The sequence below is a fragment of the Piscinibacter gummiphilus genome, assembly GCF_032681285.1.
Taxonomy (GTDB): domain Bacteria; phylum Pseudomonadota; class Gammaproteobacteria; order Burkholderiales; family Burkholderiaceae_C; genus Rhizobacter; species Rhizobacter gummiphilus_A.
The window spans coordinates 1,178,434-1,204,971 of record NZ_CP136336.1 but is presented as its reverse complement, the minus strand read 5'-3'; the positions used below and the strand labels follow the sequence as shown (position 1 = coordinate 1,204,971).

The 26,538-nt window shown below is 68.3% G+C and carries 23 protein-coding genes; 18 read left to right on the top strand and 5 right to left on the bottom strand.

What is annotated here, in order from left to right; translation table 11 throughout:
* Window positions 1-942, bottom strand: a complete 942-nt coding sequence (gene hemC, locus RXV79_RS05800) for a hydroxymethylbilane synthase (protein WP_316702522.1) — start codon at window positions 940-942, stop codon at window positions 1-3.
* A 120-nt stretch (window positions 943-1,062) separates the two neighbouring features.
* Here hemC and ppc point away from each other — a divergent pair, with 120 nt between their 5' ends.
* The 4 genes from ppc to RXV79_RS05780 all read left to right on the top strand — a co-directional run bounded on the left by ppc (window position 1,063) and on the right by RXV79_RS05780 (window position 6,646).
* Entirely contained in the window at window positions 1,063-3,837 is a 2,775-nt protein-coding gene (gene ppc / locus RXV79_RS05795) for a phosphoenolpyruvate carboxylase (protein WP_316702521.1), read from the top strand.
* A gap of 244 nt (window positions 3,838-4,081) precedes the next feature.
* Complete coding sequence (locus RXV79_RS05790; protein ID WP_316702520.1) at window positions 4,082-4,984, top strand: hypothetical protein; 903 nt, start codon at window positions 4,082-4,084, stop codon at window positions 4,982-4,984.
* A 215-nt stretch (window positions 4,985-5,199) separates the two neighbouring features.
* A complete protein-coding gene (locus RXV79_RS05785; protein WP_316702519.1) occupies window positions 5,200-5,835 on the top strand; it encodes a hypothetical protein in 636 nt (211 codons plus the stop codon).
* Window positions 5,816-6,646: a helix-turn-helix domain-containing protein gene (locus RXV79_RS05780; protein ID WP_316702518.1), complete on the top strand. Its 831-nt coding sequence runs from the start codon at window positions 5,816-5,818 to the stop codon at window positions 6,644-6,646. The genes RXV79_RS05785 and RXV79_RS05780 overlap by 20 nt, the downstream gene beginning before the upstream one ends.
* A gap of 9 nt (window positions 6,647-6,655) precedes the next feature.
* Here RXV79_RS05780 and xdhC read toward each other — a convergent pair whose 3' ends face one another.
* Genes xdhC through xdhA form a run of 3 tightly spaced genes read right to left on the bottom strand, consistent with a single transcriptional unit; the run spans window position 6,656 to window position 11,356 of the window.
* Complete coding sequence (gene xdhC, locus RXV79_RS05775) at window positions 6,656-7,474, bottom strand: xanthine dehydrogenase accessory protein XdhC (protein WP_316702517.1); 819 nt, start codon at window positions 7,472-7,474, stop codon at window positions 6,656-6,658.
* 1 nt (window position 7,475) lies between these two features.
* Window positions 7,476-9,848 carry a xanthine dehydrogenase molybdopterin binding subunit gene (gene xdhB, locus RXV79_RS05770; RefSeq protein ID WP_316702516.1) on the bottom strand — a complete coding sequence of 791 codons (2,373 nt, stop codon included), beginning with the start codon at window positions 9,846-9,848 and terminating at the stop codon, window positions 7,476-7,478.
* Window positions 9,848-11,356 carry a xanthine dehydrogenase small subunit gene (gene xdhA / locus RXV79_RS05765; protein ID WP_316702515.1) on the bottom strand — a complete coding sequence of 503 codons (1,509 nt, stop codon included), beginning with the start codon at window positions 11,354-11,356 and terminating at the stop codon, window positions 9,848-9,850. The genes xdhB and xdhA overlap by 1 nt, the downstream gene beginning before the upstream one ends.
* A gap of 108 nt (window positions 11,357-11,464) precedes the next feature.
* On the opposite strand from xdhA, the gene guaD reads away from it, so the two are divergent.
* Together guaD and RXV79_RS05755 are read left to right on the top strand one after the other, a co-directional pair.
* Entirely contained in the window at window positions 11,465-12,775 is a 1,311-nt protein-coding gene (gene guaD, locus RXV79_RS05760) for a guanine deaminase (RefSeq protein ID WP_316702514.1), read from the top strand.
* Window positions 12,776-12,825: 50 nt separating this feature from the next.
* The gene (locus tag RXV79_RS05755; protein ID WP_316702513.1) at window positions 12,826-13,857 is read left to right on the top strand and encodes an ABC transporter substrate-binding protein; all 1,032 of its coding nucleotides are present in this window, start codon (window positions 12,826-12,828) and stop codon (window positions 13,855-13,857) included.
* A gap of 17 nt (window positions 13,858-13,874) precedes the next feature.
* Here RXV79_RS05755 and RXV79_RS05750 read toward each other — a convergent pair whose 3' ends face one another.
* On the bottom strand, window positions 13,875-14,426 hold the full coding sequence (locus RXV79_RS05750; RefSeq protein ID WP_316702512.1) for an ABC transporter ATP-binding protein: 552 nt from the start codon (window positions 14,424-14,426) through the stop codon (window positions 13,875-13,877).
* Window positions 14,427-14,493: 67 nt separating this feature from the next.
* On the opposite strand from RXV79_RS05750, the gene RXV79_RS05745 reads away from it, so the two are divergent.
* From RXV79_RS05745 to RXV79_RS05690, 12 genes are all read left to right on the top strand, one after another.
* Complete coding sequence (locus RXV79_RS05745) at window positions 14,494-15,327, top strand: alpha/beta hydrolase (RefSeq protein WP_316702511.1); 834 nt, start codon at window positions 14,494-14,496, stop codon at window positions 15,325-15,327.
* On the top strand, window positions 15,324-16,154 hold the full coding sequence (locus RXV79_RS05740) for an ABC transporter ATP-binding protein (RefSeq protein WP_316702510.1): 831 nt from the start codon (window positions 15,324-15,326) through the stop codon (window positions 16,152-16,154). The genes RXV79_RS05745 and RXV79_RS05740 overlap by 4 nt, the downstream gene beginning before the upstream one ends.
* A complete protein-coding gene (locus RXV79_RS05735; protein WP_316702509.1) occupies window positions 16,151-16,918 on the top strand; it encodes an ABC transporter permease in 768 nt (255 codons plus the stop codon). Before RXV79_RS05740 ends, RXV79_RS05735 begins: the two co-directional genes overlap by 4 nt.
* A gap of 37 nt (window positions 16,919-16,955) precedes the next feature.
* Window positions 16,956-17,786 carry an urease accessory protein UreD gene (locus RXV79_RS05730; protein ID WP_316702508.1) on the top strand — a complete coding sequence of 277 codons (831 nt, stop codon included), beginning with the start codon at window positions 16,956-16,958 and terminating at the stop codon, window positions 17,784-17,786.
* An 18-nt stretch (window positions 17,787-17,804) separates the two neighbouring features.
* Window positions 17,805-18,929, top strand: a complete 1,125-nt coding sequence (locus RXV79_RS05725) for a DUF6607 family protein (protein ID WP_316702507.1) — start codon at window positions 17,805-17,807, stop codon at window positions 18,927-18,929.
* A gap of 89 nt (window positions 18,930-19,018) precedes the next feature.
* Complete coding sequence (locus tag RXV79_RS05720) at window positions 19,019-20,725, top strand: GspE/PulE family protein (protein ID WP_316702506.1); 1,707 nt, start codon at window positions 19,019-19,021, stop codon at window positions 20,723-20,725.
* Window positions 20,725-21,948, top strand: a complete 1,224-nt coding sequence (locus RXV79_RS05715) for a type II secretion system F family protein (RefSeq protein WP_316702505.1) — start codon at window positions 20,725-20,727, stop codon at window positions 21,946-21,948. Before RXV79_RS05720 ends, RXV79_RS05715 begins: the two co-directional genes overlap by 1 nt.
* A 150-nt stretch (window positions 21,949-22,098) precedes the next feature.
* Window positions 22,099-23,028: a type IV pilus biogenesis protein PilM gene (gene pilM / locus RXV79_RS05710; RefSeq protein ID WP_316702504.1), complete on the top strand. Its 930-nt coding sequence runs from the start codon at window positions 22,099-22,101 to the stop codon at window positions 23,026-23,028.
* Window positions 23,025-23,684, top strand: coding sequence for a PilN domain-containing protein (locus RXV79_RS05705; protein ID WP_316702503.1), 660 nt, complete (start codon window positions 23,025-23,027; stop codon window positions 23,682-23,684). The genes pilM and RXV79_RS05705 overlap by 4 nt, the downstream gene beginning before the upstream one ends.
* Complete coding sequence (gene gspM / locus RXV79_RS05700) at window positions 23,681-24,406, top strand: type II secretion system protein GspM (RefSeq protein ID WP_316702502.1); 726 nt, start codon at window positions 23,681-23,683, stop codon at window positions 24,404-24,406. The genes RXV79_RS05705 and gspM overlap by 4 nt, the downstream gene beginning before the upstream one ends.
* The gene (locus RXV79_RS05695) at window positions 24,403-24,756 is read left to right on the top strand and encodes an MSHA biogenesis protein MshK (protein ID WP_316702501.1); all 354 of its coding nucleotides are present in this window, start codon (window positions 24,403-24,405) and stop codon (window positions 24,754-24,756) included. Before gspM ends, RXV79_RS05695 begins: the two co-directional genes overlap by 4 nt.
* Window positions 24,753-26,534, top strand: coding sequence for a secretin N-terminal domain-containing protein (locus RXV79_RS05690; protein ID WP_316702500.1), 1,782 nt, complete (start codon window positions 24,753-24,755; stop codon window positions 26,532-26,534). Before RXV79_RS05695 ends, RXV79_RS05690 begins: the two co-directional genes overlap by 4 nt.
* Window positions 26,535-26,538 lie beyond the last annotated feature (4 nt).

Here is a 26,538-nt window from a genome sequence, read left to right as displayed (position 1 = left end):
TCAGGGCGTCGCGAGATAGCCGTCGGCGCCAAGCGCTCGCAGGCGCGCCGCGGCTTCTTCGCCCAGGGCACTGGCAGCGTCTGCATCGGCAACGGACGCTTCCACCGACACCCGCAGCAGCGGCCGTGTCGTCTCCTGCCCGTGACCCAAGGCGGCATTGAGGTGCAGCGTGTCGCCGTGCCACACCGCGTGCGCCGCGAGCGGCATGCTGCAGCTGCCGCCAAGGGCGCGCGAGACCGCGCGCTCCGCATGCACCGAGAGCCAGGTGGGGCGGTGGATCAGGTCGGCCAGTTGTGCCCGCAGCGGGCCGGCATCGGCCAGCACCTCGATGCCGAGCGCGCCCTGGCCCGCGGCCGGCAGCATCTCGCTCGTGTCGAAGGTGGCGCGGATGCGGCTGGCCAGCCCCAGGCGCTTGAGGCCGGCCGCAGCCAGCACGATGGCGTCGTACTGGCCGTCGTCGAGCTTGCGCAGCCGGGTGTCGAGATTGCCGCGCAGGGGTTCGATCTGGAGGTCGGGCCGCAGCGAACGCAGCAGCACCACGCGCCGCAGGCTGGAGGTGCCCACCTTCGCGCCCTGCGGCAGCTCGGCAAGCGAGGCGTAGGTGTTGGAGACAAGGGCGTCGCGCGGGTCTTCGCGTTCCAGAACCGCGGCGAGCGCGAAGCCGTCGGGCAGGTCCATCGGCACATCCTTGAGCGAATGCACCGCAAGGTGCGCACGGCCTTCTTCGAGCGCCGTTTCCAGCTCCTTCACGAAAAGGCCCTTGCCGCCAACCTTCGAGAGCGTGCGGTCGAGGATCTGGTCACCGCGCGTCGTCATGCCCAGCAGGCCCACGTCGAGCCCGAAGCGTTGCTTCAGCAGTGCCTGCACATGCTCGGCCTGCCAGAGGGCGAGGCGGCTTTCACGGGTGGCGATCAGGAGGGGAGCGGGAGCGACGTGCGACATCGGGCGATGCTATCAGGGGCCCCTCGAGCCCCGCCCCCGCAGCGCACGTTGGTAACCCGCAGGTAACCCGCCAGCCCTTACATTGCGCGCACCCCTCCACTCCTCTTGCAGAGAGCTCCCATGCCCCGCGCCCGGCCCGACGACGACAAGAACCTGCCCCTGGTCACCGACATCCGCCTCCTCGGCCGCATCCTGGGCGACGTGATCCGCGAGCAGGAGGGCAAGCCGGCGTTCGAGCTCATCGAGCATGTGCGCCGTCTCTCGGTGGCCTACCGCCTCAAGCACGACGCGCAAGCCGGCAAGGCGCTCGACCGCCTGCTCAAGAACCTCTCGGCCGACCAGACCGTGAGCGTCATCCGCGCCTTCAGCTACTTCAGCCACCTGGCCAACATCGCCGAAGACCGCCACCACGTGCGCCGCCGCGAGCACCACGAGCGCGCCGGCCACCTGCAGGAAGGCTCGCTCGCCATGAGCCTGTCGCGCCTGGCCGATGCCGACATCCGCGCCACCGAGATCGCACGCACGCTGCAGCACGCCTTCATCTCCCCCGTGCTCACCGCCCACCCGACCGAAGTGCAGCGCAAGAGCATCCTCGACGCCGAGCGGGCCATCGCCGAACTGGTGAGCCAGCGCGACAAGCTCGCCACCACCCGCGAGCTCGAGCAGAACGAGGCGCTCCTGCGCGCGCGTGTGACCCAGCTGTGGCAGACCCGCATGCTGCGCTACACCAAGCTCACCGTGGCCGACGAGATCGAGAACGCGCTCAGCTACTACCAGAGCACCTTCCTGCGCCAGATCCCGCGCCTGTACCGCGAGCTGGAAGAGGCACTGCCCGGCCACCCCATCGCACCCTTCTTCCGCATGGGCAACTGGATCGGCGGTGACCGCGACGGCAACCCCAACGTGACGGCCGAGACGCTGCAGATGGCGCTGCGCCGCCAGAGCGAGACGGCACTGCGCTACTACCTGACCGAGGTGCACGAGCTGGGGGCCGAACTGTCGATCTCGGCCCTGCTCTCACCCGTCACGCCCGAGATGCAGGCGCTGGCCGCCGCCTCGCCCGACCAGGGCGCACACCGCGAGGATGAACCCTATCGGCGTGCCTTGATCGGCATGTACGCCCGCCTGGCGGCCACGCTGCACGAACTCACCGGCACCGAGGCGCTGCGCCACGCGGTGGCGCCGCAGTCGCCGTATGCGAGCAGCGACGAGTTCCTGCAGAACCTGCAGGTGATCGAGGCGTCCTTGCGCTCGCACCATGCGCAGGCCTTGATCGCCCCGCGCCTGAAGCCGCTGATGCGTGCGGTGCAGGTGTTCGGCTTCCACCTGGCGACCGTGGACCTGCGCCAGAGCTCCGACAAGCACGAGGCGGTGGTGGCCGAGCTGCTGCGCGTGGCGCGCCTCGAGGCGGACTACTCAGCGCTCAACGAGCCGGCCCGCCGCGAGCTGCTGGTGCGGCTCTTGAACGACGCCCGGCCGCTGCGGGTGCACGGGGCGGAGTATTCGGAGCACACGCAGGGCGAGGTGGCGATCTTCGAGGCGGCGCTTCGGATGCGCCAGGCCTATGGGCGCGAGGCGCTGCGCCACTACATCATCTCGCACACCGAGGACGTGAGCGACCTGCTGGAGGTGCTGCTGCTGCAGAAGGAGGCGGGCCTCTTGCGCGGCACGCTGGACGATTCGGCAAGCTGCGACCTCATCGTCTCGCCACTCTTCGAGACCATCGGCGACCTGCGCCGGGCCGGCCCGATCATGCGCGAGTACTACGCGTTGCCGGGCATCGCGCAGATGATGGTGCGCTCGGGCCGCGAGCAGGACGTGATGCTGGGCTACAGCGATAGCAACAAGGACGGGGGGTTTTTCACGAGCAACTGGGAGCTGTACCGGGCGGAGACGGCGCTGGTGAAGCTCTTCGATGAGCTGAAGACGGCGCATGGCATCGTGCTGCGGCTCTTCCACGGTCGCGGGGGCACGGTGGGGCGTGGCGGCGGCCCGAGCTTCCAGGCGATCCTGGCGCAGCCGCCGGGCACGGTGAACGGGCAGATCCGCCTGACCGAGCAGGGCGAGGTGATCAACTCGAAGTACGCGAACCCGGAGATCGGGTTGCGCAACCTGGAGACGCTGGTGGCGGCCACGCTGGAGGCGACGCTGCTGCACCCGACCAAGCCGGCCACCAAGGCCTTCCTGGAGGCGGCCGATGCGATCAGCACGGCGAGCATGGCGGCTTACCGCAAGCTGGTGTACGAGACGCCGGGTTTCACGGACTACTTCTTCGCGGCCACGCCGATCCGCGAGATCGCGGAGCTGAACATCGGCTCGCGCCCGGCCTCGCGCAAGGCGACACGGGCGATCGAGGACCTGCGGGCGATCCCCTGGAGCTTCAGCTGGGGGCAGTGCCGGGTGGCGCTGCCGGGCTGGTGCGGCTTCGGCTCGGCGATCAATGCGTTCCTGGGCTCGAATGCGAAGGAGCGCCGGGAGCGGCTGCTGCTGTTGCAGCGCATGCACAAGCAGTGGCCGTTTTTCCGCACGCTGCTGTCGAACCTGGACATGGTGCTGGCGAAGACGGATCTGGCGATCGCGGCGCGCTACGTCGAGTTGGTGGAAGACAGGCGGCTGGGCAAGAAGATCTTCGCGGCGATCGAGGCCGAATGGCGCGCCACCTCGGAGGCGCTCTCGCTCATCACCGGGGAGAAGAAGCGGCTGGCCACGAACCCGTCGCTCGCGCGCTCGATCGAGCATCGCTTCCCGTATCTCGACCCGCTCAATCACCTGCAGGTGGAGCTGATGCGGCGCTATCGCCAGCAGCGAGATGACGACCCGGCCATCGAGCGGGTGAAGCGCGGCATCCACATCTCCATCAACGGGGTGGCGGCAGGGTTGCGGAATACCGGGTAAACGCTTGCTCGGGTAATTCTGGACAGGCATGTAAAAAATTCTCACAAAGTGCCTTCGCCTCACAAATCACCCGAGGTTTTCCCAGGGCAATTCAGCAATTCCGTACAAGTGAGGGCCTCAAAATCCAAGGAATGATGCACGCGCGTCCACTTTAAGAGACGCGACGGCAAGTCAAACAGCTCCAGCAGTTCAGGAGCCAAGAAGCCGATCGACCCCGGTTGCATCACACCTCTTGGAGACAAACATGAGACTTCTCACCCGCCACATCCTGCGCGCCGGTTTTGCGCTGGTTGTCACCACCCTCACCACCGCCGCCTTCGCACAAACCAGCTTCTCCGCCACCTACAAGGGCGGCAGCACCTCCTCGTGCGGCACCACCTTCAACATCAGCGGCAAGGAGCCCACCGCCTCCGGCAAGTACCCGGTCTACATCCACATCGGCGGCACGGGGGAGCCCTACAACGGCGCATGGGCCTCGGCCGCCGTTGACGCGATGGCCGCCAAAGGCTTCGTGGCTGCGACCGTCGAGTACGACAACGGAAGCTTCGGCACCTGCACCACGATCAGCACGCGCGCCAAGTGCATCTTCAACGGCGCCAACGCCAACAGCGCCATCGCCAAGCTGTGCGCCCGCGCCAAGGCGGACTGCTCCAAGGGCGTGGTCACCGGCGGCCTGAGCCAGGGCTCGATCATCTCGGTGCTCTCGCGCAACTTCGACAGCCGCATCCGCGCCTCGATGGGCCAGGGCACCGGCTCGACCTACACCGTGGCCTACAACCTCGAGTCGTGCATGGCCAACGGCAAGCACACCCAGCCGGGCGACCGCCTGCGCATCATCAACGGCGAGCGCGACATGTTCGTCGGCGGCACCGAGTCGATTGCCCGCTCGCAAGCCGAGCTGGTGACGGGCCTGAAGTGCTCGGGCCTGTCTCCGACCGAGTGCTTCCGCTCCAACGGTTCCGGCTGGGCCGTGGTGAAGGACTACCAGGTCAACGACCTGTATGCCGACCACTGCTTCATGGGCCTGGGCACCTACGGCGCGCAGTGCACGGGCATCCTGGCCGTGGACACCAACTACCGCTACGGCTCCGGCGCCTGGGCGCTGCCGGCCACCACCAACTGGCTCAAGAGCTTCGTCACGCCGTGACGTTCGGCGCGGCGGCGACGTCCTGATCGCCGCCCACTGAAGAGCAAGCCTCGCGGGCCCACTTGGGCCCGTGGGGCTTTGTGCTTCGGCACACCGCTCGCCCGTGCTGACACGTTTCGTACGCGGACATCCCTTGAGCAATCTGCACGCTAGGGTTGACCTCGTTGGCACACAAGGGCGAACGCGGCATTCTTGGTCCACATCGAGGTTGTTGTATGAGCGGATTCATCCACATCACCCACAAGACGCCCGCCTGGCAAAAGCTGCTGCGCACGGCGTCCGGCCTGGCGGTCGTGGTGGGCGGCTTTGCCTGGTACGTGCTCAGTGACGAAGGGTTGCCCATGAACGCAACCACCGCCGATGCGAAGGCGCCGTTCGTGAAGGCCCAGCCGCTGCCGGCACCGCCCCCCACGGCGATGGCGGCCGACAAAGACGACGCACAAGCGGAGCGCCAGCCCGCAAAAGCAGCCGCAAGCCTCGGCACCGACACCCACGATGACGACGACTACGCCGCCCGCAATGCCGGCATCGACGTGCACCGTCTCACCCTGCTGCGGCACCAGACTGCACGCAGCTTCCTGAGCGAAGTGCTGCTCACCGAAGGCTCGCCCTCGGGCTTCGTGGTGGCCGAGGTTCTGCCGGAAAGCCGCTACGAACGCATGGGCCTCAAGCCGGGTGACGTGATCTACACGCTCGACACACCGGGCACGCCCCCGGTCGACGAGAACTCGATGGTCGCGCTGATGCAACAGACCGAGCTGTCGCTCGAGGTCTACCGCAACGGCGCGCTCACCCGCCTGCACACGAACCTGGCCAAGCTGGAGGACGGCAATGTCGGCTCCAAACCCTGACACGACGCCCGCACAGGCGCCACGCCAATCGAAGGTCTTCGTCTACGTCGACGGCTTCATGGCCTCGTGCGACGGCATGGTCGCACCGCGCACCGAGCGCTACACCGGCACCATGCTCTTCGCCATCCGAGACGAAGGCATCGACATCGAAGTCGCCGGCCGCCCGCAGCGGGTGCAGATGGCGCTGCTCAAGCCCTTCGTGCCCAAGGCGATGAACGCGGCCGCGCAGCCCTTCGTCAGCATCGGTCTCAACCCCACGCACCCGAAGTACCGCGCCTACACACGGCTCGAAGAGCCCGGCTACGTGACCATGCCGCGCAGCCTGTTTCCGGCCCTGACGGACCGGCTGCAGGCGCTCTGGGCCGGGCACCTCGACATCCCCCAGGCACGCCGGGTCTTCGAAGACGCCATCGACGAAGTGACGCAGATGCTGCCGCCGCTGCGCCCGATGGACCCGCGCATCGATCGCGTGACCGCCTCGCTCGCGCACAACCCGCGCCAGCCGCTCGAAGCGCTGGCCGACAAGGCCTGCCTGTCGTACTACCGCATGTCGCACCTCTTCTCCAACGAGATGGGGCTGTCGCTGCGCCAGTACGTGCTGTCGCTGAAGATCCATGCGGCCGCGCGCTGCATCGGCCAGGGCTTGTCGCTCACCGCCACCGCGCACGAAGCCGGCTTCACCGATTCGGCCCACCTGTCGCGGGTGTGGACCAAGGCCTTCGGCGGGCCACCCACCCGCTTCCTCAACCCGAAGGCCTTCACGATCCAGCCGACCAACCTCGCGCCGCCCACGCTGGAGCACGCAGCCTGACGCTGGGGCTCAGCGGGCCCATCGGCCGCTGGACTCGCGCAACAGCTGCGCCACCACGGCCACCGCGATCAGCTCGGGCTCCTTGCCGGCAACGCCCGGCAGGCCGATCGGGCACACCATGCGGTCGATGGCCGCATGGGGCACACCGCGCTCTTCCAGCCGGTGGATGAAACGCTGCTTCTTCGTCTTCGAGCCGATCAGGCCGAAGAAGGCGAAGTCGTTGCGGCGCAGGATGGCCTCGGTGATGCGCAGGTCGAGCTCATGCTGGTGCGTGAGGACGAGGTAGAAGGCGCCGCTCGGGGCATGGCGCACTTCGCCTTCCACCGCGTCCACCGCCAGGGGGCGGACGTGCGCGGGCCACGGGCCTTCGTGCACGGTCGGGGGAAACGCATCGTCGCGCTCGTCGATCCAGTCCACCTGCACCGGCAGCGTGGCGAGCAGCCGCGCAATCGCCCGGCCCACGTGGCCGGCGCCATACAGCTGAAGGTGAAATCGCGCAGGCTCACGTGGCCACTCGGCGAGATGAGTGGCCTGCAGGCGCTCGAACGACAAGGTCACCGCCCCGCCGCAGCACTGGCCCAGAGACGGGCCGAGCGGATAGTGGATCGACTGCGGCGGCGCATTGCTCGCCAGCATCTCGCGCGCACGCGCGATGGCCTGCCACTCCAGGTGCCCGCCGCCGATGGTGCCGCTCACCGCATCGGCCGCCACCAGCATGCGTGTGCCGGCCTCGCGGGGCACCGAGCCACGCGCGTCACTCACCTCCACCAGCACCGCACCCTGGCCGGCGGCGAGCCAGGCTTCGGCGGTGTTGCGCACCGCATCCATGTCAGCCGGCCTGCACCGCCTGGATCGCGCGCAAGATGGCCTCGCTCGTCGCCGGGGCCGACAACGGCGGGTCGACCCGGTGGCCGCCCACCGACGAGATCGCATCGCGGATCGCAAAGAACACCGAGAACGGCAGCAGCAGCGGCGGCTCGCCCACCGCCTTGCTGCGGTGGATGGTGTCGGCCGGGTTGTCGCCTTCGTAGAGCTTGACGTTGAGCACCGGCGGGCAATCGTTGGCGGTGGGGATCTTGTAGGTGCTCGGCGCATGCGTGGCGAGCAGCCCCGTCTGCGGGTGCCACACCAGCTCTTCCATCGTGAGCCAGCCCATGCCCTGGATGAACGCGCCTTCGACCTGGCCGATGTCGACCGCCGGGTTGAGCGAGCGGCCCACGTCGTGCAGCAGGTCGGCGCGCAGCAGCTTCCATTCGCCGGTGAGCGTGTCCACCAGCACTTCGCTCACGGCGGCGCCGTAGGCAAAGTAGAAGAAGGGCTTGCCCTGCATCGTTTCGCGGCTCCAGTGCAGACCGGGCGTCGCGTAGTGACCGTCGGACCAGAGCTGCACGCGCGCGAGGTAGGCCTGCGTCACGAGTTCGCAGAACGGGACTTCGTGCGGCGCCTTCTTGCCAATGAAGACCCTGTCGTTGGCAAAACGGACCTCGCTCGGGTCCACACCGGCCTGCTCGGCGGCGAATGCCGCGAGCCGCTCGCGGATCTGACGCGCCGCGTCCTGCGCCGCCTTGCCGTTGAGGTCGCTGCCGGTCGAAGCGGCGGTCGCCGAGGTGTTGACGACCTTCTGCGTGTCGGTCGCCGTCACGCGCACCCGCTCGAACTCCACACCCAACTCGTGCGCCACCACCTGGGCCACCTTGGTGTTGAGCCCCTGGCCCATCTCGGTGCCGCCGTGGTTCACGAGGATGGAGCCGTCGTTGTAGACGTGCACCAGCGCCCCCGCCTGGTTGAAGTGCGCCACGTTGAACGAGATGCCGAACTTCACCGGCGTGAACGCGATGCCGCGCTTGAGCACCGGGCTCGTGGCATTGAACTCCGCCACCGCCTTGCGACGCGCACGGTAGTCGCTCGTGACCTCGAGCTGTGCCGTGAGCGGCTGCAGGATGTTGTCTTCGACCTTCTGGCCGTAGGGTGTCATCACCCGCTCGTCACCGTCGCTCGGGCCGTAGTAGTTGAGCGTGCGCACGTCGAGCGGATCCTTGCCCAAATTGCGTGCGATGGTGTCGAGGATGTTCTCGATCGCGATCGCGCCCTGCGGCCCGCCAAAGCCGCGGAAGGCGGTGTTCGACTGCGTGTTGGTCCTGGCCGAGAAGCCGTGCATCGCGACGTCGGGCAGCCAGTAGGCGTTGTCGAAGTGGCACAGCGCACGCGTCATCACCGGGCCCGACAGGTCGGCCGAATGGCCGGCACGCGAGACCATCGTGACCTCGGCGCCGAGCACGCGGCCTTCGTCGTCGTAGCCCACCTCGTACTCGTACCGGAAGCAGTGGCGCCGGCCGGTGATGAGGAAGTCGTCGTCGCGGTCGAGCCTGAGCTTCACCGGCCGCTTGAGGCGGCGCGCCGCCACCGCGGCCACGCAGGCGAAGAGCGCCGACTGCGACTCCTTGCCGCCGAAGCCACCGCCCATGCGCCGGCACTCCACCTGCACGTGGTGCGCCTGCAGCTTCAGCACATGCGCCACCACGTGCTGCATCTCGCTCGGGTGCTGGGTGGAGCAGTGCACCAGCATGCCGTCGTTCTCTTTCGGGATGGCGTAGCTGATCTGGCCTTCGAGGTAGAACTGCTCCTGCCCACCGACATCGAGCGTGCCTGTCAGCCGGTGCGGCGCCGCAGCGATGGCGGCGGCGGCATCGCCACGCGTAAGGTGCATGGGCGGCAGCACGTACTGGCCGAGTCGATGGGCCTCCTGATGCGACAGCACCGGCGGCGACGCCTCCACCGTGAGCACGCTCTTCGCCCGGCCGGCCGCGCGCCGAGCGGCATCGCGGCTGGTGGCGATCACCGCAAACACCGGCTGCCCCAGGTAACGCAGTTCGCCCTCGGCAAGGATGGGGTCGTCGTGAACGATGGGGCCGCAGTCGTTGCCGCCGGGCATGTCGGCCGCGGTCAGCACGTCCACCACGCCGGGCATGGCGCGCACCGCGTCGAGGTCGATGGCGTTCAGCCTGCCGTGCGCCACCGGCGAAAGGCCCAGCGCCGCGTGCAACGTGCCCGCGAGTTCGGGCAGGTCGTCGATGTAGGCCGCCTCACCCGCCACGTGCAGGTGTGCCGACTCGTGCGGCCGGCTGATGCCCACCCGCTGCCCTTCCCGCAGGGCCTGGGCCTCGGAAGGTGCTTGCAGAAAGCTGTCGAGCGGCTTGTTCATCAGACGGCCTCCACGCGTGCCCACACCGTGGTGGCCGCCGGTGGCAGTGGATCGTTCACCCGGGTTTCGAGCCAGAAGCGCTGCAACAGGTTCTGCGCCACCTGCAATCGATACGCGGCACTCGCGCGCAGGTCGGTGAGCGGCTTGAAGTCCTGCGCCAACGCGGCCTGGGCCGACTGCACGCTCGCCTGCGTCCACGGCTGGCCGGTGAGCGCCGCTTCGGCGGCGGCCGCGCGCTTCACCGTCGCCGCCATGCCGCCGAGCGCGATGCGCACCGCGTGCACCCTGTCGCCATTCAATTCGATGGCCAGACCCGCACAGATCGCGGAGATGTCGCTGTCGAAACGCTTGCTGATCTTGTAGGCGCGCAGCTGGCGCTGCAGCGCCGGCAGCGGCACCGCGATGGCCTGCACCAGTTCGCCCGCGTGCAGCTGGTTCTTCATGTAGTCGACGTAGAAGTCGGCCAGCGCCACCCGCCGCACCCGCGTGCCCTTGCGCAGCACGAGTTGCGCATCGAGCGCCATCAGGACCGGCGCCGAATCGCCGATGGGCGAGCCGTTGGCCACGTTACCGCCCATCGTGCCGGCATGGCGGATCGGCGGCGAGGCAAAGCGAAGCCACACCTCGGTGAGCGTGGGCACGCGTTGCGCGAGCGCCTGCCAGGCCGCTTCGAGCGGCACACCGGCGCCGATCACGAGTTCACCGTTCACGTCCTCGATGCGCTGCAGCTCCTTCACCTCGCCGAGGTAGAGGATGTCGCCGAGCGGGCGGAATTGCTTGTTGACCCAGAGGCCGATGTCGGTGGCGCCGGCCAGCAGCGTCGCATCGGGGTGGTATTCGCGCAGGCCGGCAAGTGCGTCGAGCGTGCGCGGTGCGCGGAAGTGGTCGACCCGCTCGCCGCCGCCCATCTGGCGGTTGAAGGCGGTGTAGTGCAGGCCATCGGCGCGCTGCAGGCCCTGCAGCACTTTCACGACCGGCGCCGTGTCGAGCGTGCGCGGCGGCAGCTCGAACATGCGCTGCCCCGCATCGAGGATGGGGCGGTAGCCGGTGCAGCGGCACAGGTTGCCCGAGAGCTCATCGGCCAGCTCCTGCCGCGTGGGCCGCGTCGCCGCCGACCGATGCCGCTCGTAGCACGACCACAGGCTCATCACGAAGCCCGGCGTGCAGAAGCCGCATTGCGAGCCGTGACACTCGACCATCGCCTGCTGCGTGGGGTGCAGGCCCTCGGGCCCCTTCAGGTCTTCGACCGTGAACAGCGCCTTGCCGTCAAGCGTGGGCAGGAACTGCAGACAGGCATTCACCGTCTTCAGCGAAAACCCGTCGCCCGACTCGGCCAGCTCGCCCACCACCACCGTGCACGCGCCGCAGTCGCCTTCATTGCAGCCTTCCTTGGTGCCGGTGCAACGGGCGTCTTCGCGCAGCCACTCCAGCACCGAGCGGGTGGGGTGCGGGCCATTCACCTCGACGACGGCCCCTCGGTGGTAGAAACGGATCGGTTGCGGGTTCATGTTGAGGACAGCTTATGCCAGAGCGCGCGGTTTTTCAGTGTCGAACATGCATAGCATGCGCCATGCCGCCGGCCCCTGCGGCGGTACAGGCCTTGCTGCGGTGATGTCATGACGCCCACCACCACCCCCGGCCTCGCCCTGCGCCTCGCGCTGCGCGGCGACCTGCTCGACTTCACCGGCGCGCCCGAATGGGGCGCCACCGAATCGCCCGTGGTGCGCTTCCGCCCCGACCACTGGCTGCTGATCGAAGGCGGCCGCATCGTCGGCGCGCAGGCTGAAGCGCCCGACAGCAGCTGGCCGCGCCACGACCACAGCGGCCAGCTCATCCTGCCCGGCTTCATCGACACCCACGTGCACAGCCCGCAACTCGACGTGATCGCCAGCTACGGCACCGAGCTGCTCGACTGGCTCGACACCTACACCTTCCCCGCCGAGCAGCGCTACGCCGAGCCCGCCGAGGCCGAAGCCGGCGCCGCGCGCTTCCTCGATGCGCTGCTGGCCCACGGCACCACCAGTGCGGTGGTCTTCCCCACCGTGCACAAGGCCAGCACCGAGGCGCTCTTTGCCGCCGCCCAGGCAAGGGGCATGCGGCTCATCACCGGCAAGGTCCTGATGGACCGGAACGCGCCCGACGGCCTGCGCGACGACGTGACGCAAGCCGAGCGCGACTGCGTCGACCTCATCGACCGCTGGCACGGCACCGGCCGCCTGAGTTATGCCGTGACCGTGCGCTTCGCCCCCACCAGCACGCCCGCGCAGCTGGCGATGGCCGGCGCCCTGTGCCGCGCCGACGAGAGCCTCTACATGCACACCCACCTGGCCGAGAACCGCGCCGAGGTGCAGTGGGTGCGCGAGCTCTTCCCCGAGGCGCGCAGCTACCTGGACGTCTACGCGCGCGCCGGCCTGCTGCACCGGCGCAGCGTGCTCGCCCACGGGATCTGGCTCGACGACGAAGACCGCGCCCTGCTCTGCCGCTGCGGCGCGCAGATCGCGCACAGCCCGAGCTCCAACCTCTTCCTCGGCAGCGGCCTCTTCGGCTGGCGCGCCGCGGAGCGCGCGGGTGTGCACGTCAGCATGGCCACCGACGTGGGCGGCGGCACGAGCCTGTGCCAGCTGTGCAGCCTGCAAGACGCCTACAAGGTGCAGGCGCTGGCCGGCGAGCGGCTCACCGCCTGGAAGGGCCTGCACGCCGCCACGCTCGGCGCGGCCGAGTCGCTGCTGCTGGCCGACGAGATCGGCTCGCTCGAGCCCGGCCGCATGGCCGACGTCTGCGTGTGGGACTGGGCCAGCGGCCCGGTGGCGCGGCGCCGCCTTTCGGTGGCGCGCGATCTGCATGAAAAAGTGTTCGCATGGATGACCTTGGGCGATGAGCGCAACCTCGTCGCCACCTACGTCGCAGGCCTGCGCGTGCCGGTCTGAGCCCGAGCACGGTTCTTGCACCCGGCCCTTCGTCCTCATCCCACGCCACCATGAACCTCATCTCACGCTTCGTCGCCGCCGCCGTCTCCGCCACCGTGTGCTTCACCGCGCAGGCCCAGGAAACCCCGATCAAGTTCCAACTCGACTGGCGCTTCGAAGGCCCGGCCGCGCTCTTCCTCGTGCCGGCCGCCAAGGGCCACTTCAAGGCCGAGAAGCTCAACGTCACCGTCGACGCCGGCAACGGCTCGGGCGGCACCGTCACGCGCGTGGCCTCGGGCACCTACGACATGGGCTTCGCCGACCTCGCGGCGTTGATGGAATTCCACGCCAACAACCCGACCGCCCCCAACAAGCCGGTGGCGGTGATGATGGTCTACAACAACACACCGGCCGCGGTGCTCGCGCTCAAGAAGAGTGGCATCAAGACCCCGGCCGACCTGAACGGCAAGAAGCTCGGCGCCCCGGTGTTCGACGCCGGCCGCAAGGCCTGGCCCATCTTCGCGAAGGCCAACAACATCAGCAACGTGGCCTGGACGGCGATGGACCCGCCACTGCGCGAGACCATGCTCGTGCGCGGCGACATCGACGCCATCACCGGCTTCTCGTTCACCTCGCTGCTCAACCTCGAAGCCCGCGGCGTGAAGACCGAGGAGGTGGTGATACTTCCTTACCCGCAACACGGCGTGAAGCTCTACGGCAACGCGATCATTGCGGGCGAGGAATTCCTCAAGAAGAACCCCGAGGCGGTGAAAGCCTTCCTGCGCGCCTTCACCAAAGGCATGAAGGACGTGATCGCCGACCCGGCCGGCGGCATCGCCACCGTCAAGGCCCGCGACGGCATCATCAACGAAGCACTGGAGCTGCGCCGCCTGAAGCTCGCGCTCGATGCGAGCGTGCTCACCGCCGACGCGAAGGCCGACACCTTCGGGGCCACCAACCCGGGCCGCCTCTCGCTGATGGCGAGCCAGGTGTCCGATGCCTTCGGCACCAAGGAACGCGTGAGCGCCGCGGCGGTGTGGAACGGCGGCTACCTGCCGTCCGCCGCCGAGCGCGACATCTTCAAGGCCGCGCCGAAGAAGTAACGCTCACGCGCCAGCGTTCAGGGCAGGTCCACCGAGAACTGGAACATCATGGCCGAGTTGCCGAGGATGTTGGCCTGCACCGAGTAGCGCGGCGTGAACTGCCAACCCAGCGCCAGCACGACCCCGGGCGAGAAGCCCCGGTGGTTGAAGGGCACCTTGTCCTGGAACTCGCCCTTGTAGCCGTACATGATGCCGGCCGTCCACTGCGCGAAGAGCTCCGGGTAGGGGCTGAAGTCGTACAGCCGCTGCCCGCCGTAGACCATGCCGCTCGGCTGGCCGAACGAGTTGCTGAAATAGCAGGCGCCCCACAGCAGGCCGTCGAGCCGCTCGCGCTCGAAGCCGAGCATCCACACCGGGCGGTGATTGGGGTCGCGTGAATAATGGATCGTGTAGGGCGAGGCCATCAGGCGCCACGTCCCGTTGCTGCCCGACGGCGTGGCCGTCGGCGCGCGGGTGGTCACTGCCGTGGCGGGCTTCGCAGAATCGATGGGCGTGGGGCTGGTCTGGGCCAGGGCAGGCAACGCCATGCCGGCCGCGGCCATCGCCAGCGCGGATACAAGGACTTTCATGCGTTCAATTGTCGCCATGTTTTTGAGCACTCACGCCGCCCTGCGGCGGCCAGGGGTAACGCTGTGTGTGACGCTTTCCCTCTTGATGCTCACCAGCGGCTGCGCCTGGTGGGACGCCAAGGAGCGCGAGCTCGTCTACCGCCCCGCGCCCGGCCGCCCGGCCGACTTCGCCGGCCTCAAGCCGGGCGACTCGATGTACACGCTCAAGGTGCGCGGCGAGCAGCCGGGCAAGCCCGAAACGCTGGCCCTGTGGTGGATGCCGGCCGCCGACCCGCAAGCCCCGACCCTGCTCTACCTGCACGGCACCTTCCGCAGCCTCTACAAGAACCACCCGAAGATGGAGGCGCTGCGTGACGCCGGTGTGTCGGTGCTCGCGGTCGACTACCGCGGCTGGGGCGACAGCGAGCCCATCATCCCGTCGGAAGAATCCATCCTCGCCGATGCCGACGTGGCCTGGGCCGAGCTGATGCAGCGCCAGCCCGACCCGAAGAAGCGCATCATCTTCGGCCACTCGATGGGTGGCGGCGTGGCCATCGACCTCGCGAGCCGCAAACACTACCACGCCGACTACGGCGCGCTGATCGTCGAGTCGAGCTTCACCAGCCTGCCCGACGTGGCCGCCTCGGTGGGCGCCTATGGCGTGGTGGCGTCGTGGATCACCCGCCAGCGCTTCTACTCCGACCAGAAGATCGCCAAGGTCGACGCGCCCATCCTCATGATGCACGGCGACCGCGACAAGACGGTGCCGGTGGAGCTGGGCCGGAAATTGCGTGATGCCGCCCGACCCGGCAGCGTGCGCTGGGTCGAGATCTCGGGCGGCTCCCACAGCCAGTTGCACAGGGAGGCGCCGGGGATCTACCGAGAGGCCGTGCGATCCATCCTCCACCAATTGCCCCAATGACCTCGTTCGTCGACTTCCGGAACGTCTGGCTCGCCTACAACGACGAGCTGCTCGCCAAACGGCAATACGCGGTCGAAGACATCTCGCTGCAAGTCGGCACCGGCGAATTCATCGCCATCGTGGGGCCTTCGGGCTGCGGCAAGTCGACCTTCATGAAACTCGCGACCGGCCTCAAGCGGCCGTCGCAGGGCAGCATCCTCATCGACGGGCGCGAGGTCACCGGCCCGCTCAAGATCACCGGGATGGCCTTCCAGGCACCATCGTTGCTCCCGTGGCGCACCACCTTGGACAACGTGCTGCTGCCGCTGGAGATCGTCGAACCCTACCGCTCGAACTTCCGCGCCCGGCGCAGCGAGTACGCCGAGAAGGCGAAGAAGCTGCTCGCCAGCGTCGGCCTCGCCGGCTACGAAGACAAGTTTCCGTGGCAGCTCTCGGGTGGCATGCAGCAGCGCGCGTCGATCTGCCGCGCGCTGATCCACGAACCCAAGATGCTGCTGCTCGACGAGCCCTTCGGCGCGCTCGATGCGTTCACCCGCGAGGAGCTGTGGTGCATCCTGCGTGATCTGCAGGCCGCGCAGAAGTTCAACGTCATCCTCGTCACCCACGACCTGCGCGAGGCGGTGTTCCTCGCCGACACGGTGTACGTGATGAGCCGCAGCCCGGGGCGCATGCTGGTGCGCAAGACCATCGAGTTGCCACGCCCGCGCGAGCTGGAGCTGACCTACACCAAGGGCTTCACCGACCTCGTGCTGGAGCTGCGCGAGCACATCGGGGCCATTCGCCAAAAGAGCGGCAAGCCGGCCGGCTCGGTGGAGGTGCCGCAATGACCAAGAAGCAGAAAGAGGCCCTGGCGCCGTGGCTGCTGCTCATCGGCGTGCTGTTGTTGTGGGAGCTGCTGTGCCGCGGCTTCAACGTGTCGGACTTCGTCTTCCCCTCGCCCTCGCGCATTGCGACGCAGCTGGTCGAGTTCCGCGGCGTGATCGCCGGCCATGCCTGGCGCACTTTCTGGGTCACGATGGCGGGCTTCGGGCTCTCGATCGTCGTGGGCACACTCCTCGGCTTCCTCATCGGCAGCTCGCGCATGGCCTATGCGGCGATGTACCCGCTGATGACCGCCTTCAACGCGCTGCCCAAAGCGGCCTTCGTGCCCATCCTCGTGGTGTGGTTCGGCATCGGCGTGGGGCCGGCCGTGCTCACCGCATTCCTCATCTCGTTCTTCCCCATCACCGTCAACATCGCGACAGGCCTCGCCACGCTGGAGCCCGAACTCGAAGACGTGCTGCGCGTGCTCGGTGCGAAGCGCTGGGACGTGCTCATCAAGGTCGGCCTGCCGCGCTCACTGCCCTACTTCTACGGCTCGCTGAAAGTGGCAATCACGCTGGCCTTCGTCGGCACGACCGTGTCGGAGATGACCGCCGCCAACGAAGGCATCGGCTACCTGCTCATCTCGGCCGGCTCGTCGATGCAGATGGGCCTGGCCTTCGCCGGCTTGGTGGTGATCGGCGTGATGGCAATGGCGATGTACGAGCTCTTCGCAGTGGTGGAGAAGCGCACCACGGCCTGGGCACACCGGGGCTCGAACGCGGCCTGAATACACTTCAGGCCTCCCTCACTTCGCGCATTCGCTCATGGGCTGGCACGGCCACCTGAAGCTCGACTATCGCCGCACCCATCAGCGCACCACGGTCCTCGACCAGCACAACGGCCCGTTGCGCGTGCTGCAAAGCCTCTACCCCGAGGGCGACGCGATCTGCCACAACGTGCTGGTGCACCCGCCCGGCGGCATCGTCAGCGGTGACGTGCTGGCGATCGACGTCAACGTGCAGGCCGGCAGCCACGCGCTCATCACCACGCCGGGCGCCACGCGCTTCTACCGCAGCCTGGGCGATCCGGGACTGCAGACCCTGACCACGCGTGTGGCCGAAGGTTCGCGCTTCGAGTGGCTGCCGCTCGAGACCATCCTCTACCCCGACACGCTGGCCGAGAACCGGATGCGCTTCGAACTGGCCCCTGGCGCCGAAATGATGGGCTGGGACGTGCTCGCCCTCGGCCTGCCTGCCAGCGACCAGCCCTACGACAGTGGCCGCTACACGCAGAGCATCGAGCTGCCCGGCGTGTGGCTGGAGCGTGGCCGCATCGATGGGCACGACACCCGCCTGCTGCAATCGCCGCTCGGCTGGGCCGGGCACAGCGTTCTGGCGACGATGTGGTTTGCCGCCGGCGGCGCGCTCGCGGCGCCGCGCCGCGACACCCTGCTCGATGCCGCCCGCGAGGCCGTCTCCACCAGCGCCCTTCGCACCACCGCCGGCTGCACCTCGGCGCACGCCAGCGTGGTGGTGCTGCGCGCGCTGGCCCATCGTGTGGAACCTGCGATGCAATTGCTGACCGAAGTCTGGAAACGTTGGCGCCAGACCGCGTGGTCGCTCTCCGCAGCGCAACCGCGTGTGTGGCGCACCTGACCGCCAAGGTGCCTCACGATGACCAAGCCTTTGCTGCTCTGCCTCGCTTTCCTTCTGGCGCCCGTCGCGTGGGCCGCCGACAAGCCGGCGAACGCTGGCACCCCGCTGCGCTACACCTTTTCATGGCCGCTCGACGCGGAAGGCCTCAAGCCGCGCGGCGGCAGCACGCAAGGCGCGCCGGTCACCCTTGACCTCGCGCCCTCGCCCGAGTGGAAGGCCCTGCAGGCTGCGGGCCTGAGTCCGCAAGAGCGCGACCGCCGCGCCATCCTCGCCATGGCCGGCAGCTACCGCGTGAGCTTCGACTTCCTGGAGATCGCGTCGTATACCGCGGCCGACGACCCAGTGAAGCTCGGCCCGTACCAGTCGTGGGGCACCGAGAAGGTCTACGTCGACCGCAACGAGCCCGGTTTCGTGAGCCTGGTGCACATCCTCGAGATGCGCATCGCCGGCAAAGACGGGAAGCCCGGCGAGCCCATCGTCACCAAGCACTGGCGGCAGGACTGGGCTTTCGAGCCCGAGGCCATCGTCGAGTACCTGGGGCGCGACCGCTGGCAGCGCCGCCCCGTGCCCGAAGCGGCCCGCCGCGGGGCCTGGGTGCAGACGGTCTACCAGGTGGACGAGTCGCCGCGCTACGCAAGCCTCGGCCGCTGGCAGCACAACGCGAGCTTCTCCACCTGGATCAGCGGCGAGACCTGGCGCCCGCTGCCACGCCGCGAGTGGAGCGTGCGCAAGGACTACGACACCCTCATCGGCACCAACCGCCACACCGTGAATCCCACCGGCTGGACGCAGGAGGAACACAACCTCAAGGCGCGGCTCGACGCCACACGCCAGCCCGACGCCGCTTTCCCCTACCTCGGCCGCGAAGTCGGCATGGCGCGCTACGAGCGATTGAAAGACCCCGACTTCGCCGCCGCCGACCGCTACTACGCCGCCACGAAATCGTTCTGGCACGAAGTGCTGGCCACCTGGGACGCCGCGTTCGTGAAGCACGGCACGCTCACGCTCAAGGGCCCGGTCGACAAGCTCGGCCTCTTCGTGCCGCTCTTCGAGCGCGCTGCCGAGATCGAGGAAGGCAAGGCCCAGGGCGCACACGCCCCGGTGATCCGCAAGGCGCTGGGCGACATCGGCGTGCCGAATTGAGGCCGGAAGACACGCCACTTCCATCCATCGCAAGCCGGTACTGACTTCGACAATGGCCTGACCCATGGCCTTTGTCGTCAGGACCGCGCATGCCGCCACCCCAGAAAATCCGCCTGGGTGACCTGCTGGTTCAGCAGAACCTCATCACCCAGGAGCAGCTCACCGCCACGCTGGAGCAGCAGCGCTCGAGCGGCCGCAAGCTCGGCCGCATCCTGGTCGACAGCGGCGTCGTCACCGAAGAGCAGATCTCGGGGGCACTCGCCGGCCAGCTGAAGATCCCCTACATCAACCTCAAGCAGACCAACCCGGCGCCCGCGCTGGTGAACCTGCTCACCGAGGCCCAGGCCCGCCGCTTTCGCGCGCTGGTGCTGGAAGAGAACAACGGCGTGCTGCGTGTCGGCATGGCCGACCCGAGCGACCTCTTCGCCTACGACGAGCTCACCCGCATCCTGAAGCGCGAGATCGAGCTCGCCGCCGTCACCGAGACGCAGCTGCTCGCCACCATCGACCGCGTGTACCGCCGCACCGGTGAAATCACCGCGCTGTCGCAGGAGCTGACCGCCGAACTGGCGCAGACCGAGGCCGACTTCGGCAACCTGCTCGGCACCGAAGCGGCGGTGAAAGACGCGCCGGTCGTCAAGCTGCTGCAGACGCTCTTCGAAGACGCCGCCCAGGTGCGCGCCTCCGACATCCACATCGAACCGCAGCAGCACAAGCTGCATGTGCGCTTCCGCATCGACGGCGTGCTGCACCTGCAGACCGAATCCGACCTGAAGATCGCGCCGGCGCTGGTGCTGCGCCTGAAGCTGATGTCGGGCCTCGACATCTCCGAGAAACGCCTGCCGCAGGACGGCCGCTTCCACGTCGACATCCGCGGCAACCCGCTCGACGTGCGCATCTCCACCATGCCCACGCAATGCGGCGAATCGGTCGTGATGCGTCTGCTCAACCAGAGCGGCGGCCTGCTGCGGCTCGACCGCCTCGGCATGGGCGACGAGATGCTGGCCAAGGTGCGCGGCGCCCTGCAGCGCACGAGCGGCATGATCCTAGTGACCGGCCCGACTGGCAGCGGCAAGACCACCGCGCTCTATGCGTCGCTCAACGAGATCAACTCGCCCGACCGCAAGATCATCACCGTCGAAGACCCGGTCGAATACCGGCTGCCCGGCATCAACCAGGTGCAGGTGCACGACAAGATCGACCTCTCGTTCGAGCGTGTGCTGCGCGCCGCGCTGCGGCAGGACCCGGACGTGATCCTCGTCGGCGAAATGCGCGACAAGACCACCGCCGAGATCGGCCTGCGCGCCGCGATGACCGGTCACATGGTGCTCTCCACGCTGCACACCAACGACGCGGCCACGACCCCGATCCGCCTGCTCGACATGGGCGTGCCGCCCTACATGGTGGCCATGTCGCTCAACCTCGTGATCGCACAGCGCCTGGTGCGCCTCTTGTGCGAAAACTGCATCGCGCCGCACTCTCCCACCCCGCAGGAACTCGGCTGGCTCGACCACTACATCGGCCCCGAGGGCAAGGACGGCAAGTACATGCGTGGCATGGGCTGCTCGCGCTGCAACGGCACCGGCTTCATCGGCCGCACCGCCGTCTACGAGATGCTGGAGATGACCCCCGAGCTAGTGCAGACCGCCAACCACGGCTCGCCGATCGAATTCGTGCGCATCGCGCGGGCACAGATCGGCACCAAGACGCTGCTGCGCAATGCCCTGGCGCTGGCCCATGCAGGGCGCTCCACGATCTCGGAAGCCATGGCGCTCGCCGCCAGCGGTGACGGCTGATGCCCCAGTTCACCTACACGGCGCGTGACGCCAGCGGCGGCCTGCTGCAAGGCGTGCTCGAAGGCGACAGTGCCGGCGCCGTGGCGGCCGAGCTGCAGCGTGCCGGCAGCACACCGCTCGAGATCGTGCTCGCCACCGCGGTGGGCGCCTCGATGGCCTCGAAGCAGATCGGCTTCGGCAAGCGCGAGAAGGTCAAGCACGAAGACCTGCTGATGTTCAGCCGCCAGCTGCACACGCTCCTCAAATCGGGCATTGCGCTCACGCGTGCGCTCGGCGGGCTGCAGGAATCGGCCTCGCCCGCGATGAAAGAGGTGATCCGCCAGACGCGCGAGAGCCTGGAGTCGGGCAACGAGATGTCGACCTCGCTCGCCAAGCAGACGGGTGTCTTCAGCGCCTTCTACGTCGCGATGGTGCGCGTGGGCGAAATGACGGGCCGGCTCGACGAAGTCTTCCTGCGCCTCTTCCATCACCTCGAATTCGAGAAGCTGATGCGCGACCAGGTGAAGTCGGCGCTGCGCTACCCGAGCTTCGTGATCGCGGTGATGATCATCGCCGTCGGCGTGGTCAACGTGTTCGTGATCCCGGCCTTCCAGCGGGTGTTCGATGGCCTCGGCTCCGACCTGCCGTTCATGACGCGCATCCTCGTCGGCTTCTCCCGCTTCACCATCGTGGCCTGGCCCTACCTGCTGGTGGCGGCCGTCGGCGGCTTCTTCGGCTTCAAGCGCTGGACGAGCACCGAAGACGGCGGCTACGCGTGGGACAAGTTCAAGCTCAAGTTCCCCATCGCCGGCAAGATCATCCGCAAGGCGACGCTCGCGCGCTTCTCGCGCAGCTTCGCGCTCGCGCTCAAGAGCGGCGTGCCGGTGGTGCAGTCGATGATGGTCGTGGCCAACACGGTCGACAACCACTTCTATGCGCGCGCCATCGAGAAGATGCGCGAAGGCGTGGAGCGCGGCGACAGCCTCCTGCGCACCGCCGCCGCGAGCGGCATCTTCACGCCGGTCGTGCTGCAGATGATCGCCGTGGGCGAGGAGTCAGGCACGCTCGACGAGATGCTGGGCGAGGTGGCCGACTTCTACCAGCAGGAAGTGGAATACGAGCTGAAGTCGCTCTCGGCGCAGATCGAGCCGATCCTCATCATCTTCCTCGGCGTGCTGGTGTTGATCCTCGCGCTCGGTGTCTTCCTCCCGATCTGGGACTTGGGCAAAGCCGCGCTGAAGTGAAGCGCAAGTGAGTCCGTGAAATAGGACTCACTTGCAACGCAAGTCACCCGGAAAAGCCTGCCTTATCGAGGCACTGCCAAAACCCTCCATCCCTAGCATCACCCTGACCCTCGGACCGCCATGTCGGCGGCCGTTGATGGTGCGAGTGTGATGTTCAATCGACGAGAACAACCTGGCTGGATGGCAGTGGTGCCGCGCAAGCAGAGCGTGGACTTCGCCCACGTCGTGCGCGGCGGCGAGCGCCCGACACTCACGCTGCTCGACAGCGCGCCACGCGGCGGCAGCGAAGCCCAGGCCCTGCAGCAGGCCCGCCGCACGCACAACCTGCAGCGCTACCGTTGCACCACCTGGATCGACCCGAGCGCCTACCAGATGGTGCAAGTCACCCAGCCCAAGGTCGAGGCCACCGAGCTGCGCGCGGCGCTGCGCTGGAGCATCAAGGATTCGCTCGACTTCCCGGTCGAACAGGCGATGGTCGACGTGCTGCCCATCCCGACCGACGGCATGCCCGCCGGCCGCGACCCGCTCGCCCTCGTCGTGGCCGCCAAGCGCGACAAGCTGCAGGAGCGTGTGCAGGCCTTTCAGGCCGCCAACCTCAAGCTTTCGGTGATCGACGTGGTCGAAGCCGCCCAGCGCAACATTGCCGCCCTCTTCGAAACGCCCGGCCGCGGCATCGCCATGCTGGGCCTGCACGACAACGGCGCCCTGCTCACCTTCAGCCGCGCCGGTGAGCTCTACGGCCTGCGCCACATCGACATGAACCTTGCGGCGCTCGCCGACACCGAGCAACGCGCAACCGTCTTCGAACGTGTGGGCCTGGAGCTGCAACGCTCGCTCGACGGCTTCGACCGCCAGTTCAGCCAGGTGCCGCTGTCGCGCCTGCTGATCGCAGGCCACCCCGCCGCCGAGAGCTTCTCGAATTTCCTGAAAGACAACCTCTACCTGCCGGTGGAAGTGGCCGACCTCTCGAGCGTGCTCGACCTCGGCCGCCACGCCAACGCCCTGCAGGACGTGACGCAGCAACACGCGTGGTACGTGCCCATCGGCATGGCGCTGCGCGAAGAAGGCGCTGCAGCATGACGCAGAACATCAACCTCTACGACCCGTCGCTGCGCGCCAAGCGCGAGTGGCTGACGGCCGTGAACGCGGCGACCGCCGTGGGCGTGTGCACGCTCGCGGTGGTGCTCGCCGGCGCCTGGGCCGTGCATGACGTGCGCACGCTGCGCGAGCCGGCCACCCAGACCCACACCGCGCTCGAAGCCGCACAGAAAGACCTGGTCGAGCTCACCCAGCGCCTCGCGCAGACCAAGCCCGATGTGCGCTTGCAAGGCGAGCTTCGCGCCATCCAGGCCGCGGTGACGCAGCGCCAGTCGGCGTTCAGCCTGCTGCAGGCCGGCGGCCTGGGCAACGAGACCGGCCACGCCAATGCGCTCAACGCCTTTGCCCGCCAGTCGATCAACGGCCTGTGGCTGACCGGCGTGACGCTCGACAACCAGCAGCTCGCCCTGCGCGGCCGCACGACGAGCCCTGATCTGATCCCGAGCTACGTGAACCGGCTCAACAAGGAAGCGGCGCTGCAAGGCCGCTCGTTCCGCGCGCTCAGCATCGCGCGCCCCGAGCAGGAGGCCGCGGCCTCGGCACCGGCGCGCAGTGCACCGTTCGTCGAGTTCTCGCTCGTGAGCGCGCACGGCACCGAAGCGCCCGCCAAGACACCCTCACCGGAGGCCCGGCGATGACGATGAAGGACCGCTGGAAGCAGCTCAGCGCGCGCTACGCCGCGCTCGCGCCGCGCGAACGGGCCCTGCTGCCCGGCGCGGTGTGCTTCGCCATCCTGATGCTCGGCCATCTGCTCGTCATCGAGCCGGCCACGAAGGAGCGCCGCCTGCTGCAGCAGCGCCTCGCGCAGGAGACGAACGACCTCACCGTCGCACAAGCGCAGCTCACGGTGCTGCAGGCCAAGCTGAAGAACCCCGACGCCGAGGTGCGCGCGCAGCTCGAAGCGCTGCGCCTGCAGGCGCGCAACGCCGACGACCAGTTCAAGAAGCTGCAGGGTTCGCTGGTACCGGCGCAAGACATGAGCGACTGGCTCTCGGGCCTGCTGCAGGCACAACGCGGCCTGCAACTGGTGGGCCTGCGCACGCTGCCGGTCACCTCGGTGACGGAGCTGGTCGATGGCGGCAAGCCTGCCTCGCCCGCCGCCGCGGCCACGGCCGCAACTGCCGCCTCCGCGCCGGCCGCGGACGCAGCCACCCCCGACGGCTGGCTCTACCGCCACGGCGTCGAGATCACCGTGCGCGGCAGCTACCCCGAACTCGTCGCCTACCTGCAGACGCTGGAACGCATGCCGCGCCGCGTCTACTGGGGCGAGCTGAAACTCGATGCACAACAAAGCCCCGCGGTGGTGATGACGCTCGTCGTTTACACCTTGAGCGTGGAAAAGACCTGGTGGGTGATATGAGCCGGACTTTCGCCTTCTTCTGCCTGCTCGCCACGGTCTCGGCGGGCGCCCAGACGGTGCTGCCCGACCCGACACGCCCGCCCCCCGGCCTGCAGGCCGCCGGCACCGCCGACCCGGTGACGCCGGAGACCCTGGTGCTGCAGTCGGTGCTGCTCGGCCCCGGGCGCACGCCTGCCGCGGTGATCAGCGGCAAGCTCGTCGCCCTTGGCGGCAGCGTGGGCGATGCCCGCCTCGCCCGCATCACGCCGCACAGCGTGCGGCTCGACAGCTCGCAAGGCACGACCACGCTCACCCTGGTGCCCGAAGGCCAGAAAACCAAGCGCGCCTCGCGCACGGAGTCGCTGAAATGAACACCCCCCGCCACGCCCTCGCGGCCATCGCAGGCACCGCCCTGCTGGCCCTTGCCGGCTGCGCCACCGAGAAGATCCCCCAGCAGGCCACCCTCGACCGCATCAAGGAAGAGATGGCCCGCGCCTCCGCACGCGAAGCCGCCAAGCCCACCACGCCGCCGCCGGACGCGGTGAACCGCGCGCTGCTGCCGCTCCTGGCCACCGAGCCGGTGAAGCTGCCGGCGCCGAGCGAGCCTCGCTTCGACCTGGCCGTCTCCAACGCCCCGGCGCAGCAGGTCTTCCTGCAGATCGTGACCGGCACGCGCTACAGCATGCTCGTGGCCCCCGAGGTGACCGGCGTGGTCGCGCTGAATCTCAAGAACGTGACCGTGCGCGAAGCGCTCGACGCGATGCGCGACCTCTACGGCTACGAGTACACGATGCAGGGCAACCGCATCCACATCCAGCCCAACACGCTGCAGACGCGCATCTACCAGGTCAACTACCTCGCCGCCAAGCGCAACGGCACGAGCGACACGCGCGTGACCTCGGGCTCCATCTCGTCGAGCAACGTCAACAACACCGGTGGGGGCGGCGGCAGCAACAACAACAGCAACACCCCGTCGAACAACAACTCGACGCCGGGCTCGGGCAACAACGGCACCGCGACCAAGGTCAACGGCAGCCACATCACCACCGACTCCGACAACGACTTCTGGGCCGAGCTGCGCACCACGCTCACCGGCCTGATCGGCGCCGACAACGGCCGCCGCGTGATCGTCAACCCGCTGTCGGGCGTGATCGCCGTCCGCGGCTTCCCGCAGGACCTGCGCACCACCGAGAACTACCTGCGCATGACGCAGCTCATCGTCGAGCGCCAAGTCATGATCGAAGCCAAGATCATCGAGGTGCAGCTATCCGACAGCTCCAGCACCGGCGTGAACTGGTCGGCGTTCCGCAATGCGTCGAGCCACCTGTCGATGGGCCCCATCGGGCCGGGCACGACCTTGCAGACGCCGAGCGCCACCACACCACCGACCCTGCCGGCGCTGGTGACGAGCGCCATCGCCGGAGCGGCCTTCGGCTCGCTGCCGGGCGCCACGCTGCTCACCGACAGCACCAACGCCAGCAGCCTCTTCGGCCTCGCCTTCCAGAGCCCGAACTTCGCGGCGATGCTGCAGTTCCTGGAAACGCAGGGCAACGTGCAGGTGCTCTCCAGCCCCCGCATCGCCAGCGTCAACAACCAGAAGGCGGTGCTCAAGGTCGGCACCGACGAGTTCTTCGTCACCGGCATCACCACCACCGTCACGACCAGCGGCACGGGCAACCCGATCGTCACGCCCACCGTCACGGTGCAACCTTTCTTCTCGGGCATCGCGCTCGACATCACGCCGCAGATCGACGAGAACGACCAGGTCATCCTGCACCTGCACCCGTCGGTGAGCGTGGTCGCCGAGAAGCAGAAGAACCTCAACCTCGGCTCGCAGATCGGCACCTTCCAACTGCCGCTCGCGTCGAGCACCGTGAGCGAAAGCGACTCGGTCGTGCGCGTGCAGGACGGCAACATCGTCGCCATCGGCGGCCTGATGAAGCAGGCGCAATCGAACGCCGCCTCGGGCCTGCCCGGCACCACCGATTCGGTGCTCGGCACGGCGGTGGGCATGCGCGCCAAGAGCGGCATGAAGAGCGAACTCGTGATCCTGCTCAAGCCAACCATCATCCGCAACGAGCGCAGCTGGCAGGCGGATGCTGCCGACACGCAGGACCGGCTCAACCAGTTCCAGACGCGGACTCGCTGAGAGA